The following is a 22,660-nucleotide window of genomic DNA, read 5'->3' as shown; positions in this document are numbered from 1 at the left end:
CGGCGCTCCCCCAGCGCCGAGCGGCCAGACAGGCAATGGTGACTGCGTCATCACCAGTATTGTGGAAAATGATTCCACATGTAAACCCGAAGCCTGCGAACTGCCGCGCAGACTCGACCAATAGACGAGACCCAAGCGTTGGCGATACGACGCTGGTGGCCACCCCGGCGGGGCGCTAGCATGGGCAGCCACAATGGAGACTTCGATGACCGACTTCACGCCCCTGCAGGCGCTGGGCCCCATCGCGCCGGCCGATCCCTTCGGCCGCCTGCTACAGGGCTATCTAGACCACTATGGCCTGGCACCTCTGCTGGCCAGCCGGGTCGGCCTGCACGTGGGGTACGTGGAGGCCCACGGCTTTCGCCTGTGGACCCAGGTCTGGTCCCCGCCGGCCCCACGCGGCACGATCTTCGTGGTACACGGTTACTACGATCACCTGGGCCTCTATCGCCACCTGCTGGAGTGCCTGCTCGAGCGCGGCTGGCAGGTGGTGCTGTGGGACCTGCCGGGGCACGGGCTGTCCAGCGGGCCCCGCGCCACCATCGCCGACTTCGCCGACTATGGCCGCTGCCTGGAAAGCCTGCAGACTCAACTGTCCGCCCGCGACCTGGCGCCACGCCCCTGGCTCGGCATCGGCCAGAGCACCGGCGCGGCGATCCTCGCCACCGACGCCCTGCACCGGGGCGACGACGGCCACTGGAGCGGCCTGGTGCTGCTGGCCCCGCTGGTGCGGCCCTCGGGTTGGAGCCAGTCGAGCTGGCTGCACCGCCTGCTGGGTCCCTTCGTGAGCTCGGTGCCGCGCCGCTTCCGCGAGAACTCCACCGATAGTGACTTCGCCACCTTCCTGCGCGAGAGCGACCCCCTGCAGCCGGACCGCTTGACCATGGAATGGGTGGACGCCATGCGCCGCTGGATGCCACGGCTGCTGGCCATGCCGGAAAGTCCGTTGCCGACGCTGATCCTGCAGGGTGAGCAGGACCTGACCGTGGACTGGGAGTGGAACCTCGACGTGCTGACCCGCAAGTTCCCCCGCGCCGAGGTCCACCGCCACCCCGAGGCCCGCCATCACCTGGTCAACGAGGCCGAGCCGATCCGGCGAGTGCTGTTCGGGCAGCTGACGCGTTTCCTCGCCGCTTTCGAGCATGCCGACACCCCCACCGCCACCTCCCGGAGCGCCACGCACCGATGAGCCTTCGCCCCCGCGCCCTACTCCCGGCCCTGCTGATCGGGCTGCTGCTCACCGGCTGCGCCACCGGCGCGCCGGAATCTCCCGAGACCATCCGCCAGGCCCTTCACGGCCTCGGCGACCGGGCCGCCAGCCAGGTCGTCGCGGCGCCGCTGCTGCCGCAACCCGCCAACGATCAGGTGTTGCTGCTGGCGACGCCGGAGATCGACGCCCGGCTGGGTGTGGGACAGGCACGCCTGCTCGAGAGCCTGAGCCGCGCCCTGCTCGGCCGCGACCGGGGTCCCCAGGTGCTCGACTGGCAGCCGGCCCTGTCACAGGGTGCCGAGGCCAATCAGTGGCGACTCGACAGCCGACTGATGGCGATGGGCCCGCGTCTCTCGCTGTCCGATCGCACCCTGCTGCCCTACCGGCTGCAGCTGACCCTGCGTCGCCCCGGCGACCCGACGCCGCTCTGGCAGACCCGGCTGGACGGCGCCCTGGACGCCAGCGCGCTCTAGCCCCCCCTCGGCTTCATCCCCCTTCAATGCCCCTTCAATGTCCCTTCAATGCCCCTTCAGCAGGCGGTCGAGCTGACGATAACCGATCGCCTCGATCAGATGCTCGCGCCCGGGGCGCGATTCACCGACCAGATCGGCGAGCGTCAACGCCACCCGCAGCACCCGATGGTAGGCCCGCGCCGAGAGGCTCAATCGCTCCAGCACCCCGGCCAGCCAGGCACGATCCGCACCGCTCAGGCCGCAGGCGGCTTCCAGCTCGCGGCTACCCAGCTGGGCGTTGAGCGCACCCCGCGCCCACTGCCGCCGGCGTGCCGCCAGCACTCGCTCGCGCACCGCCTCCGAAGGCTCGCCGCTCTCCTGCGCGGTCAGCTGCTCGGGCGGCAGCGCCGGCACCTCTACCTGCAGGTCGATGCGATCGAGCAAGGGGCCGGAGAGGCGCGCCTGATAGCGCTGGATCTGGGCGGCGGTGCAGTGGCAACGACGACGGGGATCGCCGAGGTAACCGCAGGGGCAGGGATTCATCGCCGCCACCAGCTGGAAGCGCGCCGGGTAGCGCCGCTCATGGCTGGCCCGGGCGATATGAATGCGCCCGGACTCCATCGGCTCGCGCATCACCTCAAGCACCTGGCGCGGAAACTCGGGCAGCTCGTCGAGGAACAGCACACCTCGGTGGGCCAGCGATATTTCCCCGGGGCGCGGCCGCGAGCCGCCGCCCACCAGCGCCACCGCGCTGGCGGTGTGGTGGGGCGAGCGGAAGGGGCGACGCCCCCAGTCTTCGTCGAGCGGCAGGCCGCAGACCGAGCGCACCGCCGCTACCTCCAGGGCCTCTTCATCGCTCAACGGCGGCAGGATGCCGGGCAGGCGGCTGGCCAGCATGGTCTTGCCGGTGCCGGGCGGGCCGGCCAGCAACAGGTTGTGGCCGCCGCTCGCCGCGATCTCCAGGGCACGGCGGGCCTGGTGCTGGCCACGCACCTCGGCGAGGTCGGCACCCCCGGAGGCGGCCATGACGGGCCGTGACGCCCGGTGCGGCACGATCGGCGTCTGCCCCAGCAGGTGTCCGACCACCTCGAGAAGATGCTCGGCGGGCAGCACCTCGAGCTCGCCGGCCATCGCCGCCTCGTCGGCATTGGCCCGCGGCACGATCAGCCGACGCCCCGCGCGACGAGTGGCCAGTGCCAGCGGCAACACCCCGGCCACCGGCCGCAGGGCGCCGTCCAGCGCCAGCTCACCCACGCACTCGCTGTCGGCCAGGGCCTCGGGGGGAATCTGCCCGGAAGCCACCAGCAACCCCAGGGCGATGGGCAGGTCGAAGCGCCCGCCCTCCTTGGGCAGATCGGCGGGTGCCAGATTGAGCGTGATGCGCCGCAGCGGGAAGTCGAAACCGGCATTGACCAAGGCACTGCGCACTCGCTCGCGGCTCTCACGCACCGCGGTCTCGGGCAGCCCGACCAGGGTGATGCCGGGCAGGCCATTAGCCAGGTGGACTTCCACCAGCACCTCGGGCGCCTCGAGGCCGAGGCCGGCCCGGGTGTGGACGATCGACAGGGTCATTCGGCGGTCCCTCGCGCGGGTCTTGCCCTCAGGCTAGACCAGCTCGACGGGCACCGCCCGGCGGTGGCGGATCAGCGGCCGGTCTCGCCGGCGCCGGCATCCTCTCCCGGGGTCGTGGAAGGCTCGTCGGCGGGCGCGTCGTCCGCCACGGCCGGCGCTGCGTCTTCCGTGCGGGAAGCGTCCAGCGCCGCCTCCAGGGCGGCGACCTGGTGCTCGAGGGCCTCCACCCGGCCACGGGTACGCTGCAGCACATCCATCAGGATGTCGAAGTCCTCCCGCGACACCAGCTCGAGCCGGTCGAAGGCGCCACGCACGACCTGCTGGATGCCTTTCTGCATGTCCTCCGGCGCCTGGGAGGCGCCCTGCAGGCGCTCGCCGATCTGCTGAGCCAGGCGGCCGATGCGGTCTTGGCTGACCATGATGTCTCTCCTGAATGGACTAAGGCTTCCCCCAAGGATACGCAAGCCACACGCCGCGCGCATTCCCGTGTGCCGTGGGCCGCGCCCCCGGATGGTGCGCCATGCCCACCCACGAGCATCAAAATCGTGCAGGCCCGCTATCCCCCGCCGTCTCGGGCGCTCGGCTTCGGCCTCGAAAAGCAAAGCAAGCCCATGAAAACCATGGCTAATCCCTCTGGGTGGCACGTTTTACGCACATGCCAAGACAGCTGCGTAACCCCTGCACTTAACCTACCGCGCGGACTCATTCGCGCCCATCCAACTGGGAGATCCGGGATGAAGCTGATCACCGCCATCATCAAGCCCTTCAAGCTCGACGAGGTGCGCGAGGCGCTCGCCGATAACGGCGTCCAGGGCGTCACCGTCACCGAGGTCAAGGGCTTCGGCCGCCAGAAGGGCCATACCGAACTCTATCGGGGCGCCGAATACGTGGTCGACTTCCTGCCCAAGGTCAAGGTCGAGATCGCCGTGGACGCCGAGCGGCTCGATAGCGTACTGGATGCCATCTGCCGTGCCGCCAACAGCGGCAAGATCGGCGACGGCAAGGTCTTCGTGACCCCCCTCGAGGACATCATCCGCATCCGTACCGGCGAGCGTGGCGCCGACGCCGTCTGAGCCGACCGCCCTTATCCCTGCCTAGAGGAGTGACCGTCATGACCGAGCTTGCCGAGCTGAGCTACGCGCTCGATACCTTCTATTTCCTGATCTGCGGCGTCCTGGTGATGTGGATGGCCGCCGGCTTCTCGATGCTCGAGGCCGGACTGGTGCGTTCCAAGAACACCGCCGAGATCCTGACCAAGAACATCGCACTGTTCGCCATCGCCTGCAGCATGTACCTGCTGGTGGGCTACTCCCTGATGTACTCCGGCGACGCCGGCGGCGTGCTTCCCAACCTCGGCTTCCTGATCGGCGGCGAGAATAGCGTGGCGGCGGTGACCGCCGGCGGCGACGACGCGCCCTACTATTCCCAGCGTTCGGACTTCTTCTTCCAGGTGGTGTTCGTGGCCACCGCCATGTCGATCGTCTCCGGGGCCGTGGCCGAGCGCATGAAGCTGTGGGCCTTCCTGGCCTTCGCCGTGGTGATGACCGGCGTCATCTACCCGGTCTCCGGCTACTGGACCTGGGGCGGCGGCTGGCTGGCCGAGCTCGGCTTCTCCGACTATGCCGGCTCCGGCATCGTGCACCTGGCCGGGGCGGCCGCGGCGCTGGCCGGGGTGCTGGTACTCGGCCCGCGCAAGGGCAAGTACGGCAAGGATGGCGGCATCTTCGCCATCCCCGGCGCCAACATGCCGCTGGCCACCCTGGGGACCTTCATCCTGTGGATGGGCTGGTTCGGCTTCAACGGCGGCTCCGAACTGAAGGTCTCCGACGTGAGTTCGGCCAACCACATGGCCCAGGTGCTGGTGAACACCAACGCCGCCGCCGCCGGCGGGGTGATCGCCGCGCTGATCCTGGCCAAGGTGTGGTTCCGTAAAGCCGACCTGACCATGGCCCTCAACGGCGCCATCGCCGGCCTGGTGTCCATCACCGCCGACCCGCTGTCGCCCAGCGCCCTCGGGGCCACCTTGATCGGCGGCGCGGGCGGCCTGCTGGTGGTCTTCGCCATCATCGGCCTCGACAAGCTCAGGCTCGACGACCCGGTAGGCGCCATCTCCGCCCACGGCGTGGTCGGCATCTGGGGCGTGCTCGCGGTGCCGCTGAACAATGACGGCGCCGCCTTCGGTCCTCAGATCATCGGCATCCTCGGCATCTTCGCCTGGGTGTTCGGCGCCAGCCTGGCCGTGTGGCTGATCCTCAAGGCGATCATGGGCGTTCGCGTCAGCGACGAAGAAGAGTACGAAGGCGTCGACCTCGTCGAGTGCGGGCTCGAGGCCTACCCCGAGTTCACCGTGTCCTCGCTGCACGGCGGCGGCGGACGCTCCAGCGGCGAGCGCATGGCCCAGCCGCGCATGGCCCCGAGCCCCGAGTAGGCCCGGCGCGCATCACGCCTCGACATGGCCCCCACGCGGGGCCATTTTTTGGTTCTTCCCGCCGCGGGTGTATGCTCTGGCACAATGGCTCCGTCAGGGATGGCGAGTGGCGCCATCGGATACGAATAACGCGAGGAGAGGACCATGAAACTGGTGACCGCCATCATCAAGCCATTCAAGCTCGACGACGTCCGCGAGGCGCTCTCGGAGATCGGTGTCCAGGGCATCACCGTCACCGAGGTCAAGGGCTTCGGCCGTCAGAAGGGCCATACCGAGCTCTATCGCGGTGCCGAATACGTGGTCGACTTCCTGCCCAAGGTGAAGCTCGAGGTGGCCGTGGACGAGCCGATGACCGAACAAGTCATCGATGCCATCACCCAGGTAGCCAACACCGGGAAGATCGGCGATGGCAAGATCTTCGTCACCGCCCTGGAGCAGGTGATCCGGATTCGTACCGGGGAAACCGACAAGGATGCCGTCTAACCGGGCATCGGCACCCTACCGGTGACGCTCACCAGCGCCAGCAAGATCGGCGATGGCACGATCTTCGTCACCGCCCTGGAGCCGATGATCCGGATTCGTACCGGGGAAAACGACGAGGATGCCGTCGAAGCTCGAAGGCAGCATGAACGCCACCGCCCCAGGCATATGCCTGGGGCGGTGGCGTTTTTCTTCCAGCTTCAAGCTTGAGGCTGACAGCTCACGGCACGGCCGGCTTACTTCTCGACGAAGGCCCGCTCGATGACGTAGTCGCCGGGCTCGCCGAGGCGCGGCGAGATGTTGAAGCCCAGCTCGTCGAGCAGCGCGCTGGTCTCGTCGAGCATCGCAGGGCTGCCGCAGATCATGGCGCGGTCCTGCTTCGGGTCGAGAGGCGGCAGGCCGGTATCCTCGGCGAGCTTGCCGCTGCGAATATGGTCGGTCAGGCGGCCCATGGTGTGGAACGTCTCGCGGGTCACGGTGGGGTAGTAGACCAGCTTCTCGCTGATTTCCTCGCCCAGATACTCGTGCGCCGGCAGGTCCTGGGTGATGAAGTCGGCATAGGCCAGCTCGCTGACGCTGCGCACGCCGTGGATCAGCACGATCTTCTCGTAACGCTCGTAGGCTTCGGGGTCCTGGATCAGGCTCATGAAGGGCGCCAGGCCGGTACCGGTGGACAGCAGGTAGAGGTTGCGGCCCGGCAGCAGGTCGTCGGTGACCAGGGTGCCGGTAGGCTTGCGGCTGACCATGATCTGATCGCCGACCTCGAGATGCTGAAGGCGCGAGGTCAGCGGGCCATCCGGCACCTTGATGGAGAAGAACTCCAGGTGATCCTCGTAGTTGGGGCTGGCCACGGAGTAGGCGCGCATCAGCGGCTTGCCGTCCACCTCCAGGCCGATCATCACGAACTGGCCATTCTTGAAGCGCAGGCTGCGCTCACGAGTGGTCTTGAAGCTGAACAGGGTGTCGTTCCAGTGATGAACGCTGAGGACTTCTTCCAGGGCGAACTTGCTCATGCCGGCTCCTATGTTTCGCCAAGGCGCATATGCCGAAAACTAATAAGCGCGCCAGATTGTCTTTGATCATCATTCTAAGAGACGGCGTGATATCTGTTAAATGGGTTGTGTGAATAAAGCTTATCTATAATCTAGATAAAAAGATCCGGAGCCCCACCATGCGCTATACCCTGCGCCAGCTCGAAGTGTTCGTCGCCGTGGCCCAGCACGAAAGCGTTTCCCACGCCGCCCGCGCCCTGGCGCTGTCCCAGTCGGCGGCCAGCACCGCCTTGGCCGAGCTGGAGCGGCAATTCGACTGTCGCCTGCTGGACCGCATCGGCAAGCGTCTCAAGCTCAACGCGCTGGGCTTCCAGCTGCTGCCCAAGGCCGTGGCCCTGCTCGACCGCGCCGAAGAGATCGAGGGATTACTCCGTGGCCAGCAAGGCATCGGTATCCTCGACGTGGGCGCCACGCTGACCATCGGCAACTACCTCGCCACGCTGCTGATCAGCGACTTCATGCAGCAGCATCCGGGCAGCCGCATCCGCCTTCAGGTGCGCAATACCCGCACCATCATCGAAGGCGTACGCCACCATGAGCTGGACCTGGGGCTGATCGAGGGGCAATGCGAGGACGAAGACGTGATCACCCAGCCCTGGGTCGAGGACGATCTGGCGGTGTTCTGCGCCCCGGGCCACCCCCTGGCCGGCCAGGGCCCGGTGGAACTCGACCGCCTGCTGCGCGAGGACTGGATCATGCGTGAACAAGGCTCCGGTACCCGGCTGACGCTGGAACAGGCCGCCCGGCACCGGCGGGGGCGCTTCAACGCCCTGCTGGAGCTCGAACACACCGAGGGCATCAAGCGCGCCGTGGAGTCGGGCCTGGGCATCGGCTGCGTCTCGCGCCTGGCGCTACGCGATGCCTTCCGCCGCGGCAGCCTGGTGCCGATCCCCACGCCCGACCTGGACCTGAGCCGCCAGTTCGCCTTCATCTGGCACCGTCACAAGTACCTGGCGCCCGGCATGCGAGAATTCCTCAAGCTCTGCCGCCAGATGACCGAAGGCATTCGGCGCAGCGATCAGATCGACCTTCCCCAGCCCTCCTGAAGGCCGCTGCGCGCGATGCCCAAGCGTCGCCGGCCCTTTCCACGGGCACGGACCTTTCAAACCGGCCACACTTTCACCGATGATGGGACAACAGTCTCTCCTTTCCTCACCGACCCGTGGCAGTACGCATGAGCGAACCCTATCTCCCCCAGGAGTATCCCGCCTCCCTCAAGGTGGTCGGCATCGGCGGTGGCGGTGGCAATGCCATCCGTCACCTGATCGATACCACCGCCCTCGAAGGCATCGATGCCATCGCCGTGAACACCGACCGCCAGGCTCTCGAGCGACTGCCCCAGGGCGTGGCGCTGCCCATCGGCAGCGCCACCACCCGCGGCCTCGGCGCCGGAGCGGACCCCGAGGCCGGTCAGCGGGCCACCGAGGAAAGCCGCGATAACCTGCGCGCCCGGCTGGCCGGCACCGACCTGCTGTTCCTGATGGCCGGCATGGGCGGCGGCACCGGCAGCGGTGCGACCCCGGCGGTCGCCGGCCTGGCCCGCGAGATGGGCCTGTTGAGCGTGGCCGTGGTGACGCGCCCCTTCGGCTTCGAGGGCCAGCGACGCCAGCAGACCGCCGACGACGCCATCGCCGCGCTCGACGGCCAGGTAGACTGCCTCGTGGTGGTGCCCAACGACCGCCTGCTGCCGACCCTCGGCCACGGCGCCTCGATGATGCGCGCCTTCGCCGCGGTCAACGACGTGCTGCGTGAGGCCGTGACCGGCATCGCCGAGATCATTACCCGTCCCGGCCTGATCAACATCGACTTCGCCGACGTGGCGGCGGTGATGCGGCGGCCCGGCCGGGCACGCATCGGCACCGGCGAAGGTCACGGCGAGGACCGGGCCCAGGCGGCGGTGCGCGCGGCGATGGAGCATCCACTGCTGGAGGCCACCGACCTGGCCGAGGCCGCGGGTGTGCTGGTCAGCATCACCGCCGGCGCCGACCTGAGCCTCGCCGACTTCGACGAGGTCGGCCATCAGGTCGCCGCGCTCGCCAGTGAAGATGCCATGCGCGTGGTCGGCACCGCCTTCGATCCCGACATGAACGGCAGCCTGCGCGTCTCGCTGATCGCCACCGGGCTGGCGGCGACCCCCGAGACGCGTCCGGGCCGTGCCGCGGGCAAGCCGCGGCCAACACGCACGACCGAGGCGGCGACCCCCAAGCACGGCAAGCGCCAGGAAGACCTGCTGGATCTCGACAGTTTCCTGAACCACCTGAAGCGACGCTGACTCGGCTAGCGCTCCTGCCAAGGCTCGCCCGGAGAGGCGCCGGCGAAACCGCCCTTGAAGATACCGGTGAGATGGGTCGACAGCACGATCGACGTCCAGGCGAGCCAGGAATAGTCGAGGAGAGACAGCGGCGGCGCATCCCTGCGACCCGGCGGCGTGCCCGGGGCTCACATCCAGGCGTGCTGCGGGACCGATTCACGCACCGGGGGAGCGGTCGAAGGGGCGATCGTCAGGCAGACTCGGGGCCTCTCCAGGCGGGTAGCGTGGCGAAGGGCGCCACGCGGCAAGCCAGGCCCGCCATCGCGCCCGGCCGCTCACATGTCGAGTGCGTCCCTCCATGCGCCCCGGCTAACGCCTAGCCGGGGCGCCATCATGCGGAGGGCATGCCCTTACTGCGCATCGTTCTTGGTCCCGTCCGGCGACAGCAGATACCACTCCCCGTCGAAGCCATGGACATCCTGGCCCTTCACTTCACCGGCGGCCTGATCCTTGACGAAGCGGTACAGCGGCCACCCCCCATACGTCAGCTGGGTCGTGCCATCCTCACGCTCGAGCGTGCCGACCAGCGATGGATCCAGCCCCTCGCCGACCTGCGGCTCACCATCGACGCTATGCGGCGGCCAGACCTCCGCGCATTGATCATGGCAGCGGCTCGCCGCCTGGCCATCGCCGTCACCCTGTGCATCCTTGGTGAACAGATACAGCGTGCGGCCTTGGCCATCGGTCAGGTAACGCTCGTACTGGTCACTCTGTTCGACGTTCAAGACGGCATCTCTACCGGACTGCGCCAGGGCGGGCACTGACACGGCGGCGGCGAGGGCGGTGGCGAGGGCTGTTTTCCATACTTGCATGATCGTTATCCTTGATAGGAAAGCATCACGGGCCGAGTTCAGGGTGCAGGTGAACACTCGGCCGGACGGTTCTTCCGGCCCCTCACAGGCATCGCAAGTCGCGAAGCGCGGCGCGTGTCTTGTGCGTCTTGCGCGAACAGGGGCCGGAAGACCCTTATCAGAATGGGGGCTTAAACGATCGAGGTCGAGCCCTTGCCCTGGGGCGGAACGCTCGCCTCCTTGAGCCGAGACGACATGCACCGGGCCGTCATGCTTCGAACATGGACCCGGTGCCCGTGTCGGCGAGCATGGACGGGGGTAGCGCTTGAAGACCGGCCAAGAAAAAGGGCCTACGGATAACCGTAGGCCCTTGAATTCTATGGCGCGCCCTAAAGGATTCGAACCTTTGACCTTCGCCTCCGGAGGGCGACGCTCTATCCAGCTGAGCTAAGGGCGCGCGGTGCTCGTTGGCCATCGCCACCGAGCGAGCGACATCCTACCGCGCCACTTTTCGGCTGTCCAGCCGCAGGGAAATAACGCCCACCCGGTCGAGCCTTGTCCACCTGGTGGGCCACTCCGCCATGTCATGCGGTGTGCCGCGGGAAATGTGCAGACAGCGGGGCGGTTCTTGAAAGGCCGATCCATCATCGACATGTCATTTGGTGAAGACATGCGCTACCCAACTCTCAGGGAGTCACATGGCAACGACACCACACGAAACTCAGGCCCCAGCTCTCCAAGAACGCGACATCACGACCCTCCTGAAGGGGGATGATGCACCATGCGTGAGCCTCTATGTGCCCACCACACCGGTCTCCAATTACCGTGAAGAGAACCGGATCCTCTACAAGGATCAGGTCAAGAAGGCCATCGAAGCGCTCGAGGGCTGGGAGATCGACAAGTCCCGGCGGGCAGAGCTGATCGAGCAGCTGGAGTCGGTGGGCACCGACGAGACGTTCTGGACCCATCAGCAGAATGGCCTGGTCGTCTTCGTCTCACCGAACCGATTCATTATCCGGACGATGATGACCCGTCCGGAGAGCGCCCTGGCCATCGTCGGCCATGAGTTCTACCTGCGCCCGGCCCTGCGCGAAGCCTCTCACTGGATGCAGTATCAGGTGCTCTGCGTCAGCCTGCATGACGTGACGCTGTATAACGGCAATCAGGAGCAATTGACCGAAGTCGAGCTGCACCGTGACGTGCCGCGCGGCATGGGCGAGGCCCTTGGCAAGACCGAAACCTCCGCCAACCGCAAGGACGGCGAGCGCAGCGGTGATGACAGCACCGACCTGAAGCAATACTTCAAGGCGATCGACCAGGCAATCCGCGCTCACCACACCGGCAAGCAGAAGCGTCCGCTGGTGCTCGCCATGGTCGCCGAGCATCAGGGGCTGTTCCGCGAGGTCAGCGAACACCCCCACCTGCTCGAGAGTGGCATCGATCAAGAGCCTTTCGAAGCCATTCGCCAGCACAATCTCGGTGAGATGTCCTGGGAAGTGGCTCGCCAGGCGACGCGCACCGACCTCGATGCGCTGATCGAGCAGTATCAGGAGCGCGCCTCGCATGGCGAGGGCGAGAGCGACCTCGAAAAGATCGCCTACTCGGCCACCATCGGCCAGGTCGGTACCCTGCTGATCGACACGGAGACGCGTATCGAAGGCACTGTCGATGCCGGGGATGGCAAGGTCGATTATGACCAACCCGGCACGGAGGATGTGCTCGACGCCATCGCCAAGCATGTCATCAGCACCGACGGCGAGGTGGTATTCGTGCCGAGCGAGCTGATGCCCGCCCGCAGTGGTGTAGCAGCCATCCTGCGCTATGCCATGGAACCGGTGTAAGGCAGCGATATCGCCCCTGGCGATCATCGAGCTCCGGAGCAACGTAGCGGTACACGACGGCGGTCCTAGGGCCGCCGTTCTTGTCTATCAACGCAGGCCTGGCCGCTTCTGTCCCCGCAACGCCTCATGCTGGTTATACTGGTCGGCATGACGGGGTGCGCCACGCACCGGTTCAGCACCGGCTGACGCCACCATCGAGTGACCGCCTATCGAGAGGTGACATAGTGAATGCCAGCAAGTGGATCGCGGGATACCTGGCCGGCCTCAGCCTGACGGGGCTGGCCTTCGCCGCTGACGACATGAGTCACGATGCTATCGCCGAACGCCTGGCGCCGGTGGGCGAGCTCTGCCTCCAGGGCGATGACTGCGGCGACGGGGCCGCCTCTTCTGCCAGCACCAGCGAATCGGCCGCCACCGACATCGATGGCGCCGCCGCCTACGGCTCGGCGTGCACGGCCTGCCACGACACCGGCGCCGCCGGCGCCCCCAAGATGGGCGATGCAGCGGCCTGGGGGCCGCGCCTCGACAAGGGCATCGAGACCCTCTACGACCACGCCATCAATGGCCTCAACGCCATGCCCGCCAAGGGCGGCAACCCCAACCTGTCCGACGCCCAGGTCAAGGCGGCCGTCGATCACCTGGTCAGCGCCTCGCAATAGCGCGGTGGCCGCACCATGACACCGGGGCGTCGACGCAGCCTTTCGCCCCGGTGCTCATCCCAGCAGCGAGCGCAGCCCGGCGATGGCGTCCTTACCGCGAGCCTGTTTCTTCTCCGGGTCCTCACGGTCGGCCCGCCCTTCCCATTCCAGGGCATCCTCCGGCAGCTCGTCGAGGAAGCGGCTCGGCGTGCAGTCCATCAGCTCGCCGTAGGCCTTGCGCTGACGCGCCAGGGTCATGGTCAGGGTACGCCGCGCCCGGGTGATGCCCACGTAGGCCAGGCGTCGCTCCTCCTCGACGGTATCGACCTCGATGGCGTTGCGGTGCGGCAGCAGCTCCTCCTCCAGCCCCATCAGGTAGACATGCGGGAACTCGAGCCCCTTGGAGGCGTGCATGGTCAGCAGCTGCACGCGGTCGGAGTCGTCTTCCTCGGCCTGCTGCTCGAGGATGTCGCGCAACACCAGCCGCGAGATCGCCGCCTCCACGCCATCGGTCTCGGTGCTGGCGGTGTCCTCGTCGGGGTCGGCGCCCATCGACTTCTCGAGCTGGTCGATCAGCGTCCAGACGTTGGCCATGCGTCGCTCGGCGATGGTCGGGGCGCTGGCGTTCTGATAGAGCCAGGCCTCGTAGTCCATCTCGCGCAGCATGTCACGGATCGCCTCGATGGCATCGCCGCCATCCATGCGTCGACGCACGCCCTCGATGAAGTGGGTGAAGCGCCCCAGGCGTTCCACCGCGCGGGTCGGCAGCAGCTCGGCCAGCCCCATCTCCTGGCAGGCGGCGAACAGCGAACCGCCGCGCTCGGTGGCGTAGTTGGCGAGCTTCTCCAGGGTGCTCGGCCCGATCTCGCGGCGCGGCACGTTGACGATGCGCAGGAAGGCGTTGTCATCGGCCGGGTTGATCAGCAGCCGCAGGTAGGCCATGGCGTCCTTGATCTCGTTGCGCGAGAAGAAGGAGGTGCCGCCGGAGAGCTTGTAGGGGATCTGGTAGTGCTGCAGCTTGAGCTCCAGCAGCCGGGCCTGGAAGTTACCGCGGTAGAGCACCGCGAAGTCGCGCCATTCGGCGCGCTCCTTGATGCGCCGAGTGAGGATCTCGCTGGCCACCCGCTCGGCCTCGGCCTCCTCGTGGCGATTGACCACCACGCGGATCGACTCGCCCTGACCCATATCCGACCATAGGGTCTTCTCGTAGACGTGGGGGTTGTTGGCGATCAGCGTATTGGCGGCACGCAGGATGGTCCCGGTGGAACGGTAGTTCTGCTCGAGCTTGATGACGTTCAGACGCGGGAAGTCCTCGCCCAGGGTCACCAGGTTCTCGGGGCGCGCGCCGCGCCAGGCATAGATCGACTGATCGTCGTCGCCGACCACGGTGAAGGTCTGGCGCTCGGCCATCAGCAAGCGCACCAACATGTACTGGCTGACGTTGGTGTCCTGGTATTCGTCCACCAGCATGTAGTGGATCTTGCGCCGCCAGCGGGCCAACGCCTCGGGATCGTCGCGCAGCAGGGTCACCGGCAGCAGGATCAGGTCGTCGAAGTCCACCGCGTTGTAGGCCTTGAGGTGGCGCACATAGGCCTCGTAGACCCGCGCGGCGAACAGCTCGTCCTCGCTTTCCGCATGCGACAGCGCCTGGCCGGGCAGCACCAGGTCGTTCTTCCAGTTGGAGATGGTCGCCTGCACCTGGTTGATCGCCTCGGCGTCGACCTGGGCGTCCTTGTTCATCAGGTCGCGCAGCAGCGCCTTGGCATCTTCCGGGTCGAACAGCGAGAAGCCCGGCTTGTAGCCCAGCACCTTGAGCTCGCCGCGGATGATGTTGAGCCCCAGGGTGTGGAAGGTCGAGACCGTCAGCCCGTGGCCCTGGCGGCCCTGGAGCAGCTGGCCCACACGCTCCTTCATCTCCCGGGCGGCCTTGTTGGTGAAGGTCACCGCGGCGATCCGCCGGGCGCTCATGCCACACTCCTGCACCAGGTAGGCGATCTTGGTGGTGATCACGCTGGTCTTGCCGGAGCCGGCGCCGGCCAGCACCAGGCAGGGCCCATCGATGGCGCGCACCGCCTCCTGCTGGCGGGGGTTGAGCTTGGCGACACGGCTGCTGATGCTCTGGCTCATGCGTCACTCCTCGGCGCGTCCTCCGGCAGGCCGGCCCCCTCGAACCCCAGCTGGCGCCAGGCCTCGAAGACCAGCACCGCACCGGCGTTGGACAGGTTCAGGCTGCGGCTCGCGGGCAACATGGGGATGCGCAGACGCTGCGCCTCGGGCAAGGCGTCGAGCATCGCCTGGGGCAGGCCGCGGGTCTCGGGGCCCAGCACCAGGGCATCGCCCTCGCGATAGGCGGGTTCGTGATGGCCGGTACGCCCGCGGGTCGAGACCGCGAACACCCGGGCCGGCGCCACGGCGGTGAGGAACGCCGCCCAGTCGGGATGCACCGTCACCCGGGCCCACTCATGATAGTCGAGGCCGGCACGCCGCAGGCGCTTGTCGTCCAGCTCGAAACCCAGCGGTTCGATCAGGTGTAGCCGGAAGCCGGTATTGGCACACAGCCGGATCAGGTTGCCGGTGTTGGGCGGGATCTCGGGCTGGTAGAGCACCACGTCGAGCATCGATGACTCCTGTGAACAGGCAAGGGCGACAACGCGCTCGGGCCCCGCCATGGGGCCCGAGAATCCGGCATCGGCAGTGGGGCCTGATCACGCCGCCCCGGAGTGAAAGCCGCCTAGTGCGCCGCGATGCCGTAGCGGTCGCGGTAGGCGCGGATCGCCTCGGCGTGGCCGCGCAGCGCATCGCCGGCATGCACCTCGAGATACTCGAGCACCATGTCCAGGGTGACGATGCTGACCACCGGCACGGCGTAGGCGGCCTCGACCTGCTGGATGGCACTGCGCGGATCGGCGTCATCGCCGCCGCGCTCCTGGCGGTCCAGGGCGACGACCACCCCGGCGGCCTCGGCTCCGGCACCCTCGATCAGCCCCATCACCTCGCGGATGGCGGTGCCGGCGGTGATGACATCGTCGATGATCAGGATGCGGCCGGCCAGCTCGGCGCCGACGATCTGGCCGCCCTCGCCGTGGTCCTTGGCCTCCTTGCGATTGAACGCATAGGGCAGATCGCGGTCATGATGGTCCGCCAGCGCCACACCCGTGGTCGCGGCCAGGGGGATGCCCTTGTAGGCCGGACCGAACAGCACGTCGGCCTCGAGGCCGCTGTCGGCGATGGCCTGGGCGTAGCAGCGCCCCAGCTGCGCCAGGGCGCGGCCGCTCTTGAACAGCCCGGCATTGAAGAAATAGGGGCTGACGCGCCCGGACTTGAGGGTGAACTCGCCGAAGCGCAGCACGCCCTGCTCGATGGCGAACTCGATGAAGGCCTGCTGATACGGTTGCAGGGTCGATGCGGCCACGGAGCCTCCTATCACGTCTATTGGCGGACGCCATTTACCCAAACGTCGAAACGTCGGGTATCATACACGCGCGACGCAAAAGGGACCATGTATGAAAATCGCCACCATCAATGTCAATGGCATCCGCGAGGCGGTGGGTCGGGGCTTCCTCGACTGGCTGGCCAACCAGGATGCCGATGTCGTCTGCGTGCAGAACTTGAAGGCCAAGAGTTTTGAGCTCGACGACAGCATCCTCTATCCGGAAGGCTACGAGGGTTACTTCCTCGATGCCGAACAGGACGGGTTCTCCGGCGTCGGCCTTTACTGCCGCAAGATTCCCAAGGCGATCATGTACGGCCTGGGCTTCCCCGAGTGCGACCACGAGGCGCGCTTTCTGCAGGCCGACTACGACCGCTTCAGCATCGCCAGTTTCCTGATGCCCGACGGCAGCGACCCGGCCGCCAAGCAGAACTTCATGGCCCAGTACCAGGAGTACCTGGCCAAGATGGCCCGCAAGCGCCGCGAGTACATCATCTGCGGCACCTGGCACATCGCCCACAAGACCGTCGATCTCGAGAACTGGGCCGATAACCAGACGACGCCGGGCTTTAAGCCCGAGGAGCGCGCCTGGATGGATCAGGTATTCGGCCCGATCGGCTTCATCGACACCTTCCGCGAGATCAACCGCGACGCCGGCGAGTACACCTGGTGGCCGGCGCTGGACCAAGACCAGCCCCGCGAGCGGCAGGAAGGCTGGCGCGTCGACTACCAGCTGGTCGGCCCCAACTTCCGCCGTCATGTGGTGGACGCCTGGATCGACTACGACGCAACCTTCTCCGAGTACGCGCCGCTGATCGTCGAGTACGACCTGCCGCTCTGAGGCGCCTCCCTTCGTCGCCGTCGTGCCCCAGCATGACGCAACACGCCGGCCCTTAGGCCGGCGTGTTGCGTTACGGAAGCCCTGATCGACTGGGCCTTGAGCGAGACCGTTTCAGCCGCGGATGCCCAGCGCCTCGCGCTGATGATCGAATAGCTGGCTGCCGGCCTGCTCGGCCAGGTCGAGCATGGCATCGAGCTCGGAGCGGCTGTAAGTGCCCGACTCCGCGGTGCCCTGCACCTCGATCAACCCGCCGCCCTCGGCCATCACCACGTTCATGTCGGTACCGGCCCGGGAGTCCTCGGGGTAATCGAGGTCGACCACCGGTACGCCCTGATAGATGCCCACCGAGATCGAACCGACCAGCTGGTGGAAGGGGTCGGCCTTGATCAGCTTCTCGCGCTGCAGGTAGCGCACGGCATCGATCAGCGCCACGCAGCCGCCGGTGATCGAGGCCGTGCGGGTGCCACCGTCGGCCTGGATGACGTCACAATCCACGGTGATGGTGTATTCGCCGAGTTTCTTCAGGTTCACCGCCGCGCGCAACGAACGGCCGATCAGCCGCTGGATCTCGAGCGTACGACCACCCTGCTTGCCGCGGGTCGCCTCGCGGCCGCTGCGGGAATGAGTCGCCCGGGGCAGCATGCCGTACTCGGCGGTCACCCAACCCTGCTTCTTGCCACGCAGCCAGCGCGGCACACCGGCCTCGACGCTGGCGTTGCACAGCACCTTGGTCTCGCCGAACTCCACCAGCACCGAGCCTTCGGCATGGCGGGTGTAGTCGCGGGTCAGGCGGACCTCGCGGGTCTCGTGGGGGGTGCGTCCGCTGGGACGCCGGAAATCCTCGGCCATGGCAGCTCTCTCGCAGTCGGGAATGGATGGCCCGCCATTCTACACGCCCTGCCGAGGGAATCGGTTACACTGATCGCCGCCGTTCTAGACCGCCCGACAGGAGCCCCGCCATGACGCACAGCATGACCGCCTTCTCGCGGCAGGATCACGACGCCGACTGGGGGCGACTGCAACTGGAACTGCGCTCGGTCAACCAGCGCTATCTCGACCCTCACTTCCGCCTTCCCGAGGCATTGCGCGACCTGGAGCCCGACTTCCGTGACGCCCTGAGAAACCGCCTGGCGCGTGGCAAGATCGAATGCACGCTACGCTTCGACCCCACCCGGCGCGGCGCCTCGCCGAGCGTCAACCACGCACGGCTCGCGGCCCTGGGCGACGCACTGGCCGAGGTCCGCGAGACGCTGCCCGACGCCACGCTGCCCGACGCCCTGGCACTGCTCGAGCATCCCGGCGTGCTCGAGGCGCCGGAGCCGGACCTCGACGCCATCAAGGCCGAGGCCCGCCGCCTGTTCGCCGCCGCCCTGGACGACCTGGCCGCCGGGCGTGCCCGCGAGGGTGAGCAACTCGCCGCGTTGATCCGCGAGCGGCTGACGGGGATTCGCACGCAGGTCCGGGCCGTCCGCGACCTGCTGCCGGAGATCCTCGAGCGCCAGCGCACCCAGCTGCTCGAGCGGCTGGCCGAGATGCGCGCCGAGCTCGACCCCCAACGCCTGGAGGCCGAGCTGGTGCTGCTCGCCCAGAAGGCCGACGTGGCCGAGGAGCTCGACCGCCTGGAGACGCATGTGGGCGAAGTCGAGCGCCAGCTCGGCCAGCCGGGCCCGATCGGTCGGCGCCTCGACTTCCTGATGCAGGAGCTCAACCGCGAGGCCAACACCCTATCGTCGAAGTCGGTAGTCGCCGAGACCACGCGCTGCGCCGTGGAACTCAAGGTACTGATCGAGCAGATGCGCGAGCAGATCCAAAACATTGAGTGATGTCCACAGACCTCCACCAACATCCATATCCTCATGTTTTAAAAGAAATATAAGAAGTGGGTTGTCTATGGATGTCTACGAAAATCTAGCTTAAGCCACGGCCAAGTGGGGAGTACAATGGGGAGCACATGGGCTTACTCCCCACCAAAAGGCGCAATTCTCCCGATATGTACTCCCCACTTCAAACGCTCACTGCCAGCTATCGCCGCTCCTGCGGCGAGCCCTGTCGCTTGCCATCCTGGCAACCTAAAGCGTTCAAACAAGGACTTGCGCTTCACCCACCCTTTGTTCAGCCACGAATCCAAACACTTGTTTCAAATTTTTTGATAGTGATCTCTGGGAGGGGTGATGGGTAGCTTCACTGCCAAGAAGGTCCAGGCCTTGATCAAGGACGGCACTCCGGGCCGCTACAGCGATGGCAACGGTCTGTACCTGATGATTCCCAAAAGGGGAGCTCCCTACTGGATGCATCGGTACACGCTCGCCGGAAAGCGCCGTGAGCTGACATTGGACAAGTGCGCGGACCTCTCCCTGGCGGAGGCCCGCGTGCAGGCGGTAGAGGTTCAGAGGGCCATCCGCAAGGGCGTCGACCCGGTCGAAGAGCGCAAGCGTGAAGAGCAGGTCGCCATCCACACCACCAAAGATCTCTTCAGCGACTGGCACCAAGACCTGGAGAAGCGCCTCAAGCACCCCAACATCCCGAAGCGGATCTTCGAAAAGGAGATCGCGCCCTCTGTCGGACACCTCACCCTGGATAGCGTCACACCCATGGAGGTGCGGGCCATCGTCAGGAAGGTCGCCGAAAGTGGCCGCCCGGCCATTGCGAACGACACCCTGATGTACCTGAAGCAGCTATTCAATCACGCCATCAAACTGGGGCTACTCACCTACAACCCGGCATCGGCCTTCAACGTCAACGATGCAGGTGGGATAGAGAAAAGCCGCGACAGGGCTTTGAGCCTCGATGAGATTCACCATGTCTTCCGAGTCTTCAGAAAGAGCAGTGACAGTTTCAGCCGCGACAACTATCTCGCCTGCTCGCTGCTGCTTGTACTAGGGGTACGCAAGACCGAACTGACAGAGGCTCAGTGGTCAGAATTCGATCTGAAGAAAGGCCGGTGGGAGCTATCCGGTGAGCGCAGCAAGACCGGCAAAGGAATCATCATACCCCTCCCCCCGCAGACCATTGACTGGCTGGAAGAGCTCAAGATTCGTGCCTGCGAATCGACATATGTGTTCCCTAGCCGCCGCAGCAGCAAGCGGCCTCACATGGGCAAGGACACGCTCAACCGCGCTATTGCCAAGCTATTCGGCAAAGAGCCAGGCAACAAACCGCAGCCAGAAAACAGGATGGGTGATATCGCAGAGTTCACAGTGCACGACCTGCGACGGACCTGCCGCAGTTTGCTGGCTGCCGCAGGCGTGCCCGGACACATCGCGGAACGCTGCCTGAACCACAAGCTCAAAGGCGTAGAAGGCATCTACGATCGTCACGACTACTTTGAGGAGCGGAAAGAGGCCCTGGCTAAGGTGGCAGAGCTGGTGGAGCCTGCCATCAATGATGTGCCAGAGGCACGTTCAAAAAACGGTAGGAAGATTGCAAAAGCATAACCGCTGCTCCTAAGCGGCGGTTCTCCTTCTGCCGCGACATCTACCGCTTCGTCATCATCATCGGCCGGGCCAAATACAATCCATTGACCGATCTTGGTGCTGCCCTGGAGAAGCAGAAGCACCAACATTTTCCTCACATCGCACAGGACGAGCTCCCAGAGATCGTCAGCGCTATACACACCTACGACAAGAGCCCACTCGTCAAGGCGGGGCTCCGAGCTAATGCTGATTGACGACCGTGTGCACTGGGAAGCTGCGCATGGCTCGTTAGGAAGCAGTCAAATTCGAGGAGGCGTTGTGGAAGATACTTCCGGACAACATGCATATTAGCCGTACTCATCGAGTCTCCTTGCCCACCCAAGCCATTAAGGTACTGAGGGGGCTTTACGGCATGACGGATAGTTACGATCTTCTGTTCCCGGGGCGGATTGCCCCCAACGAGCTTATCTCCGATGCCGCCTTCGGCATGGCTACCAAGTGAATAGGTTTCGAGGGCCGCTCCCCCCCCCCCCCCGCGGGACCCGCTATGTTGTAGCCACCGGCCTACAGAATATGGGATACCCTCGGGAGTGAATTGAGGTCCAGCTGTCGTACAAACAGCCAGGCCTCGAGGGCGTCTACACGCATGCGAAGCATATGGCTGCCGAGCTATACAACCTACCAACACCACGTAGCTCTTGACAGATAAGCCGCCAATTGAAATTATCAAGATAGGCCGGATGCGGGTCAGCTACTGACAATTACGTCGGTAGTCAGAGGGTTCGATTCCCTCATGGCCGGCCCCCTGATATTTAAAATCATCACGCAGCTCTAACAACTTCTCAAGAACATCTTTATCCAGTTTGACATAGTCTAAGCACTCAGCTTCTGCCAACCTCTCTACCTGCAAATTCGAAGCCCTTTTGAGGCTTGCTTGCTTTAAATTTGCACCTTTAAAAACAACCTCCCTTAAATCGCAATCGTTGAAGTTAACATTTTGCAACCCTGCCCTTGTAAAGTCACTCCTTTCAAGAACTGACCCCTTAAATGAAACCCCTCTAAGTTCTGCCTCCTTATCATCTAGAGGGGTAAAACTCGTTTTGTATAAATGACACCCCTCAAAAGATGAGCCAGATATCCTGCTACCTGAAAATCGAGAAGAGCGCATCTTAACATCTCTGAACACTACGTTCTGTATCCTTGCCCCCTCTGCCTTAAGACCAATCATCCTAGTTGATTCAAAAACCAGGCCTTTCAAAGATGAGCGATTTACACACAAATTCTGCACATCAATATCATAAACCCCAAGCTCGTTGAGCCTTTTAATGCTGCCAACCTTCTTTAAATTAACCTCATCAAAGTCCAAAAACGAGTAATCCGAAAGGTCTTCCCTAAAACGCTTTACCTCTTGAGAGATTGACCTCTTAGAATCTGCCCACAGTATCAAAAAACCAAATACACCAAGCTCTAAAACACTACCATGCAAATTTACTAACAAACCCACCCAAAAACTCCTATCATACAAACCGAAAGAAGTATTAGGCATAACTTTACCGCTAATCCATTCCCAGCCTAGCGAAACGGGAACAAGAATAACCACAGCCCCCCCCATTATCATCAGAAACGTTCTGACAGGGTTATGTAAAACCTCTTCCCTGAACCATTTTCTCAACATCCTTACTCCTCAATCAGCTAAAAGCTCACAGTCTCAGTGTTACCAGAAGACCAGCAGGCACTGACTCTTCTCTTCCTTAGCAGCCTCAAGTCTAAAGCCGTTGTGAAACATCAATTTACAACGTCAACGCGTCGAAACGCGACCAATTCCCTTGCCAGCTGATCTTATCCGGGGAGAATTTGTCGTAGGCTCACCACATAAAACCAGCTGCTCGAGCAGCAGCATTGGCTTCTCCGCAGCTAGAAAACGCCTCCTCCTGAAGGCCGGAAAACGCTCTTTTAGGCCACTCTGGGACAGGTTCGAAAAGGCCAAGAAAGAGGAACGATAGAGAAGCTTTTCTGAGCCCGGCCTCAGCGTGCTCCATAGCACTCTTGGGGAGCTTTCCGTGCTGAGCTGTGAGGCTAGATCCCCAGCGATTCAATCCAAACCATTTTGAGATCTATATCACTCCTGTGAGCTGAGTCTTACCCAGGCTCGTTTCAACTGCACAGGAGACGTCATATGCCCCCACCCTGCCTGCGCTGCG

22 protein-coding genes and 1 tRNA gene are annotated in these 22,660 nt (G+C 64.9%); 13 read left to right on the top strand and 10 right to left on the bottom strand.

Going from position 1 to position 22,660, the window contains the following annotated elements; all coding sequences use genetic code 11:
• Window positions 1–205: 205 nt before the first annotated feature.
• Window positions 206–1,189 carry an alpha/beta hydrolase gene (locus tag ETC07_RS10425; protein WP_136248454.1) on the top strand — a complete coding sequence of 328 codons (984 nt, stop codon included), beginning with the start codon at window positions 206–208 and terminating at the stop codon, window positions 1,187–1,189.
• The gene (locus tag ETC07_RS10420) at window positions 1,186–1,683 is read left to right on the top strand and encodes a hypothetical protein (protein WP_136248453.1); all 498 of its coding nucleotides are present in this window, start codon (window positions 1,186–1,188) and stop codon (window positions 1,681–1,683) included. The genes ETC07_RS10425 and ETC07_RS10420 overlap by 4 nt, the downstream gene beginning before the upstream one ends.
• Window positions 1,684–1,728: 45 nt before the next feature.
• On the opposite strand, the gene ETC07_RS10415 is transcribed toward ETC07_RS10420, so the two are convergent.
• Together ETC07_RS10415 and ETC07_RS10410 are read right to left on the bottom strand one after the other, a co-directional pair.
• Window positions 1,729–3,234 carry a YifB family Mg chelatase-like AAA ATPase gene (locus ETC07_RS10415; RefSeq protein WP_136248452.1) on the bottom strand — a complete coding sequence of 502 codons (1,506 nt, stop codon included), beginning with the start codon at window positions 3,232–3,234 and terminating at the stop codon, window positions 1,729–1,731.
• Window positions 3,235–3,305: 71 nt separating this feature from the next.
• Window positions 3,306–3,653 (bottom strand): accessory factor UbiK family protein, encoded by a 348-nt coding sequence (locus ETC07_RS10410; protein WP_136248451.1) that lies wholly within the window; start codon window positions 3,651–3,653, stop codon window positions 3,306–3,308.
• Between the two features lie 315 nt (window positions 3,654–3,968).
• On the opposite strand from ETC07_RS10410, the gene ETC07_RS10405 reads away from it, so the two are divergent.
• The 4 genes from ETC07_RS10405 (at window position 3,969) to ETC07_RS16515 (ending at window position 6,352) form a co-directional block, all read left to right on the top strand.
• Window positions 3,969–4,307, top strand: a complete 339-nt coding sequence (locus ETC07_RS10405) for a P-II family nitrogen regulator (RefSeq protein ID WP_136248450.1) — start codon at window positions 3,969–3,971, stop codon at window positions 4,305–4,307.
• A 38-nt stretch (window positions 4,308–4,345) separates the two neighbouring features.
• Window positions 4,346–5,662 carry an ammonium transporter gene (locus ETC07_RS10400; RefSeq protein WP_136248449.1) on the top strand — a complete coding sequence of 439 codons (1,317 nt, stop codon included), beginning with the start codon at window positions 4,346–4,348 and terminating at the stop codon, window positions 5,660–5,662.
• Between the two features lie 144 nt (window positions 5,663–5,806).
• Entirely contained in the window at window positions 5,807–6,145 is a 339-nt protein-coding gene (glnK, locus tag ETC07_RS10395; protein WP_136248448.1) for a P-II family nitrogen regulator, read from the top strand.
• A gap of 21 nt (window positions 6,146–6,166) precedes the next feature.
• Window positions 6,167–6,352: a P-II family nitrogen regulator gene (locus tag ETC07_RS16515; RefSeq protein ID WP_438590662.1), complete on the top strand. Its 186-nt coding sequence runs from the start codon at window positions 6,167–6,169 to the stop codon at window positions 6,350–6,352.
• Between the two features lie 26 nt (window positions 6,353–6,378).
• Here ETC07_RS16515 and ETC07_RS10385 read toward each other — a convergent pair whose 3' ends face one another.
• On the bottom strand, window positions 6,379–7,155 hold the full coding sequence (locus ETC07_RS10385) for a ferredoxin--NADP reductase (protein WP_136248446.1): 777 nt from the start codon (window positions 7,153–7,155) through the stop codon (window positions 6,379–6,381).
• 158 nt (window positions 7,156–7,313) lie between these two features.
• On the opposite strand from ETC07_RS10385, the gene ETC07_RS10380 reads away from it, so the two are divergent.
• Complete coding sequence (locus ETC07_RS10380) at window positions 7,314–8,240, top strand: LysR family transcriptional regulator (protein ID WP_136248445.1); 927 nt, start codon at window positions 7,314–7,316, stop codon at window positions 8,238–8,240.
• Window positions 8,241–8,368: 128 nt separating this feature from the next.
• Complete coding sequence (gene ftsZ, locus ETC07_RS10375; protein WP_136248444.1) at window positions 8,369–9,466, top strand: cell division protein FtsZ; 1,098 nt, start codon at window positions 8,369–8,371, stop codon at window positions 9,464–9,466.
• A gap of 389 nt (window positions 9,467–9,855) precedes the next feature.
• Here the strand turns inward: ftsZ and ETC07_RS10365 are convergent, their stop codons facing one another.
• Together ETC07_RS10365 and ETC07_RS10360 are read right to left on the bottom strand one after the other, a co-directional pair.
• On the bottom strand, window positions 9,856–10,317 hold the full coding sequence (locus ETC07_RS10365) for a COG4315 family predicted lipoprotein (RefSeq protein WP_136248443.1): 462 nt from the start codon (window positions 10,315–10,317) through the stop codon (window positions 9,856–9,858).
• Between the two features lie 359 nt (window positions 10,318–10,676).
• A tRNA-Arg gene (locus ETC07_RS10360) sits at window positions 10,677–10,753 on the bottom strand.
• A gap of 328 nt (window positions 10,754–11,081) precedes the next feature.
• On the opposite strand from ETC07_RS10360, the gene ETC07_RS10355 reads away from it, so the two are divergent.
• Window positions 11,082–12,137, top strand: a complete 1,056-nt coding sequence (locus tag ETC07_RS10355; protein WP_240724622.1) for a baeRF3 domain-containing protein — start codon at window positions 11,082–11,084, stop codon at window positions 12,135–12,137.
• A gap of 224 nt (window positions 12,138–12,361) precedes the next feature.
• Window positions 12,362–12,796: a c-type cytochrome gene (locus tag ETC07_RS10350; RefSeq protein WP_240724621.1), complete on the top strand. Its 435-nt coding sequence runs from the start codon at window positions 12,362–12,364 to the stop codon at window positions 12,794–12,796.
• Between the two features lie 54 nt (window positions 12,797–12,850).
• Here the strand turns inward: ETC07_RS10350 and rep are convergent, their stop codons facing one another.
• From rep to pyrE, 3 genes are all read right to left on the bottom strand, one after another.
• Window positions 12,851–14,902 (bottom strand): DNA helicase Rep, encoded by a 2,052-nt coding sequence (rep, locus tag ETC07_RS10345; protein WP_136248441.1) that lies wholly within the window; start codon window positions 14,900–14,902, stop codon window positions 12,851–12,853.
• Window positions 14,899–15,393 carry a tRNA (uridine(34)/cytosine(34)/5-carboxymethylaminomethyluridine(34)-2'-O)-methyltransferase TrmL gene (gene trmL / locus ETC07_RS10340; RefSeq protein ID WP_136248440.1) on the bottom strand — a complete coding sequence of 165 codons (495 nt, stop codon included), beginning with the start codon at window positions 15,391–15,393 and terminating at the stop codon, window positions 14,899–14,901. Before trmL ends, rep begins: the two co-directional genes overlap by 4 nt.
• Before the next feature lie 113 nt (window positions 15,394–15,506).
• Window positions 15,507–16,187, bottom strand: coding sequence for an orotate phosphoribosyltransferase (gene pyrE, locus ETC07_RS10335; protein WP_136248439.1), 681 nt, complete (start codon window positions 16,185–16,187; stop codon window positions 15,507–15,509).
• 91 nt (window positions 16,188–16,278) lie between these two features.
• On the opposite strand from pyrE, the gene ETC07_RS10330 reads away from it, so the two are divergent.
• Window positions 16,279–17,046 carry an exodeoxyribonuclease III gene (locus ETC07_RS10330; protein ID WP_136248438.1) on the top strand — a complete coding sequence of 256 codons (768 nt, stop codon included), beginning with the start codon at window positions 16,279–16,281 and terminating at the stop codon, window positions 17,044–17,046.
• A gap of 111 nt (window positions 17,047–17,157) precedes the next feature.
• Here ETC07_RS10330 and rph read toward each other — a convergent pair whose 3' ends face one another.
• On the bottom strand, window positions 17,158–17,895 hold the full coding sequence (gene rph / locus ETC07_RS10325; protein ID WP_136248437.1) for a ribonuclease PH: 738 nt from the start codon (window positions 17,893–17,895) through the stop codon (window positions 17,158–17,160).
• 110 nt (window positions 17,896–18,005) lie between these two features.
• Between rph and ETC07_RS10320 the strand changes: the two genes are divergently transcribed.
• Both ETC07_RS10320 and ETC07_RS10315 read left to right on the top strand, forming a co-directional pair.
• Window positions 18,006–18,869, top strand: coding sequence for a YicC/YloC family endoribonuclease (locus ETC07_RS10320; protein WP_136248436.1), 864 nt, complete (start codon window positions 18,006–18,008; stop codon window positions 18,867–18,869).
• A 348-nt stretch (window positions 18,870–19,217) separates the two neighbouring features.
• Entirely contained in the window at window positions 19,218–20,480 is a 1,263-nt protein-coding gene (locus ETC07_RS10315) for a tyrosine-type recombinase/integrase (RefSeq protein ID WP_136248435.1), read from the top strand.
• Window positions 20,481–21,210: 730 nt separating this feature from the next.
• On the opposite strand, the gene ETC07_RS10310 is transcribed toward ETC07_RS10315, so the two are convergent.
• Window positions 21,211–22,134, bottom strand: coding sequence for a pentapeptide repeat-containing protein (locus ETC07_RS10310; RefSeq protein WP_136248434.1), 924 nt, complete (start codon window positions 22,132–22,134; stop codon window positions 21,211–21,213).
• Between the last annotated feature and the right edge of the window lie 526 nt (window positions 22,135–22,660).

It is taken from the genome of Halomonas borealis, from assembly GCF_004798905.1.
Classification (GTDB): Bacteria; Pseudomonadota; Gammaproteobacteria; order Pseudomonadales; family Halomonadaceae; genus Halomonas; species Halomonas borealis.
The sequence above is the reverse complement of the archived record's forward strand: the minus strand, read 5'-3'. Positions and strand labels throughout refer to the sequence as shown.

Excerpts from the sequence above, each read along its gene's own strand:
- ETC07_RS10415 (WP_136248452.1), bottom strand. The coding sequence starts at position 3,234 with ATGACCCTGTCGATCGTCCACACCCGGGCCGGCCTCGGCCTCGAGGCG.
- ETC07_RS10420 (WP_136248453.1), top strand. The coding sequence starts at position 1,186 with ATGAGCCTTCGCCCCCGCGCCCTACTCCCGGCCCTGCTGATCGGGCTG.
- ETC07_RS10405 (WP_136248450.1), top strand. The coding sequence starts at position 3,969 with ATGAAGCTGATCACCGCCATCATCAAGCCCTTCAAGCTCGACGAGGTG.
- ETC07_RS10365 (WP_136248443.1), bottom strand. The coding sequence starts at position 10,317 with ATGCAAGTATGGAAAACAGCCCTCGCCACCGCCCTCGCCGCCGCCGTG.
- rep (WP_136248441.1), bottom strand. The coding sequence starts at position 14,902 with ATGAGCCAGAGCATCAGCAGCCGTGTCGCCAAGCTCAACCCCCGCCAG.
- ETC07_RS10310 (WP_136248434.1), bottom strand. The coding sequence starts at position 22,134 with ATGTTGAGAAAATGGTTCAGGGAAGAGGTTTTACATAACCCTGTCAGA.
- rph (WP_136248437.1), bottom strand. The coding sequence starts at position 17,895 with ATGGCCGAGGATTTCCGGCGTCCCAGCGGACGCACCCCCCACGAGACC.
- ETC07_RS10410 (WP_136248451.1), bottom strand. The coding sequence starts at position 3,653 with ATGGTCAGCCAAGACCGCATCGGCCGCCTGGCTCAGCAGATCGGCGAG.
- glnK (WP_136248448.1), top strand. The coding sequence starts at position 5,807 with ATGAAACTGGTGACCGCCATCATCAAGCCATTCAAGCTCGACGACGTC.
- ETC07_RS10385 (WP_136248446.1), bottom strand. The coding sequence starts at position 7,155 with ATGAGCAAGTTCGCCCTGGAAGAAGTCCTCAGCGTTCATCACTGGAAC.
- ETC07_RS10315 (WP_136248435.1), top strand. The coding sequence starts at position 19,218 with ATGGGTAGCTTCACTGCCAAGAAGGTCCAGGCCTTGATCAAGGACGGC.
- ETC07_RS10330 (WP_136248438.1), top strand. The coding sequence starts at position 16,279 with ATGAAAATCGCCACCATCAATGTCAATGGCATCCGCGAGGCGGTGGGT.
- ftsZ (WP_136248444.1), top strand. The coding sequence starts at position 8,369 with ATGAGCGAACCCTATCTCCCCCAGGAGTATCCCGCCTCCCTCAAGGTG.
- trmL (WP_136248440.1), bottom strand. The coding sequence starts at position 15,393 with ATGCTCGACGTGGTGCTCTACCAGCCCGAGATCCCGCCCAACACCGGC.
- ETC07_RS10380 (WP_136248445.1), top strand. The coding sequence starts at position 7,314 with ATGCGCTATACCCTGCGCCAGCTCGAAGTGTTCGTCGCCGTGGCCCAG.
- ETC07_RS10425 (WP_136248454.1), top strand. The coding sequence starts at position 206 with ATGACCGACTTCACGCCCCTGCAGGCGCTGGGCCCCATCGCGCCGGCC.
- ETC07_RS10320 (WP_136248436.1), top strand. The coding sequence starts at position 18,006 with ATGACGCACAGCATGACCGCCTTCTCGCGGCAGGATCACGACGCCGAC.
- ETC07_RS10400 (WP_136248449.1), top strand. The coding sequence starts at position 4,346 with ATGACCGAGCTTGCCGAGCTGAGCTACGCGCTCGATACCTTCTATTTC.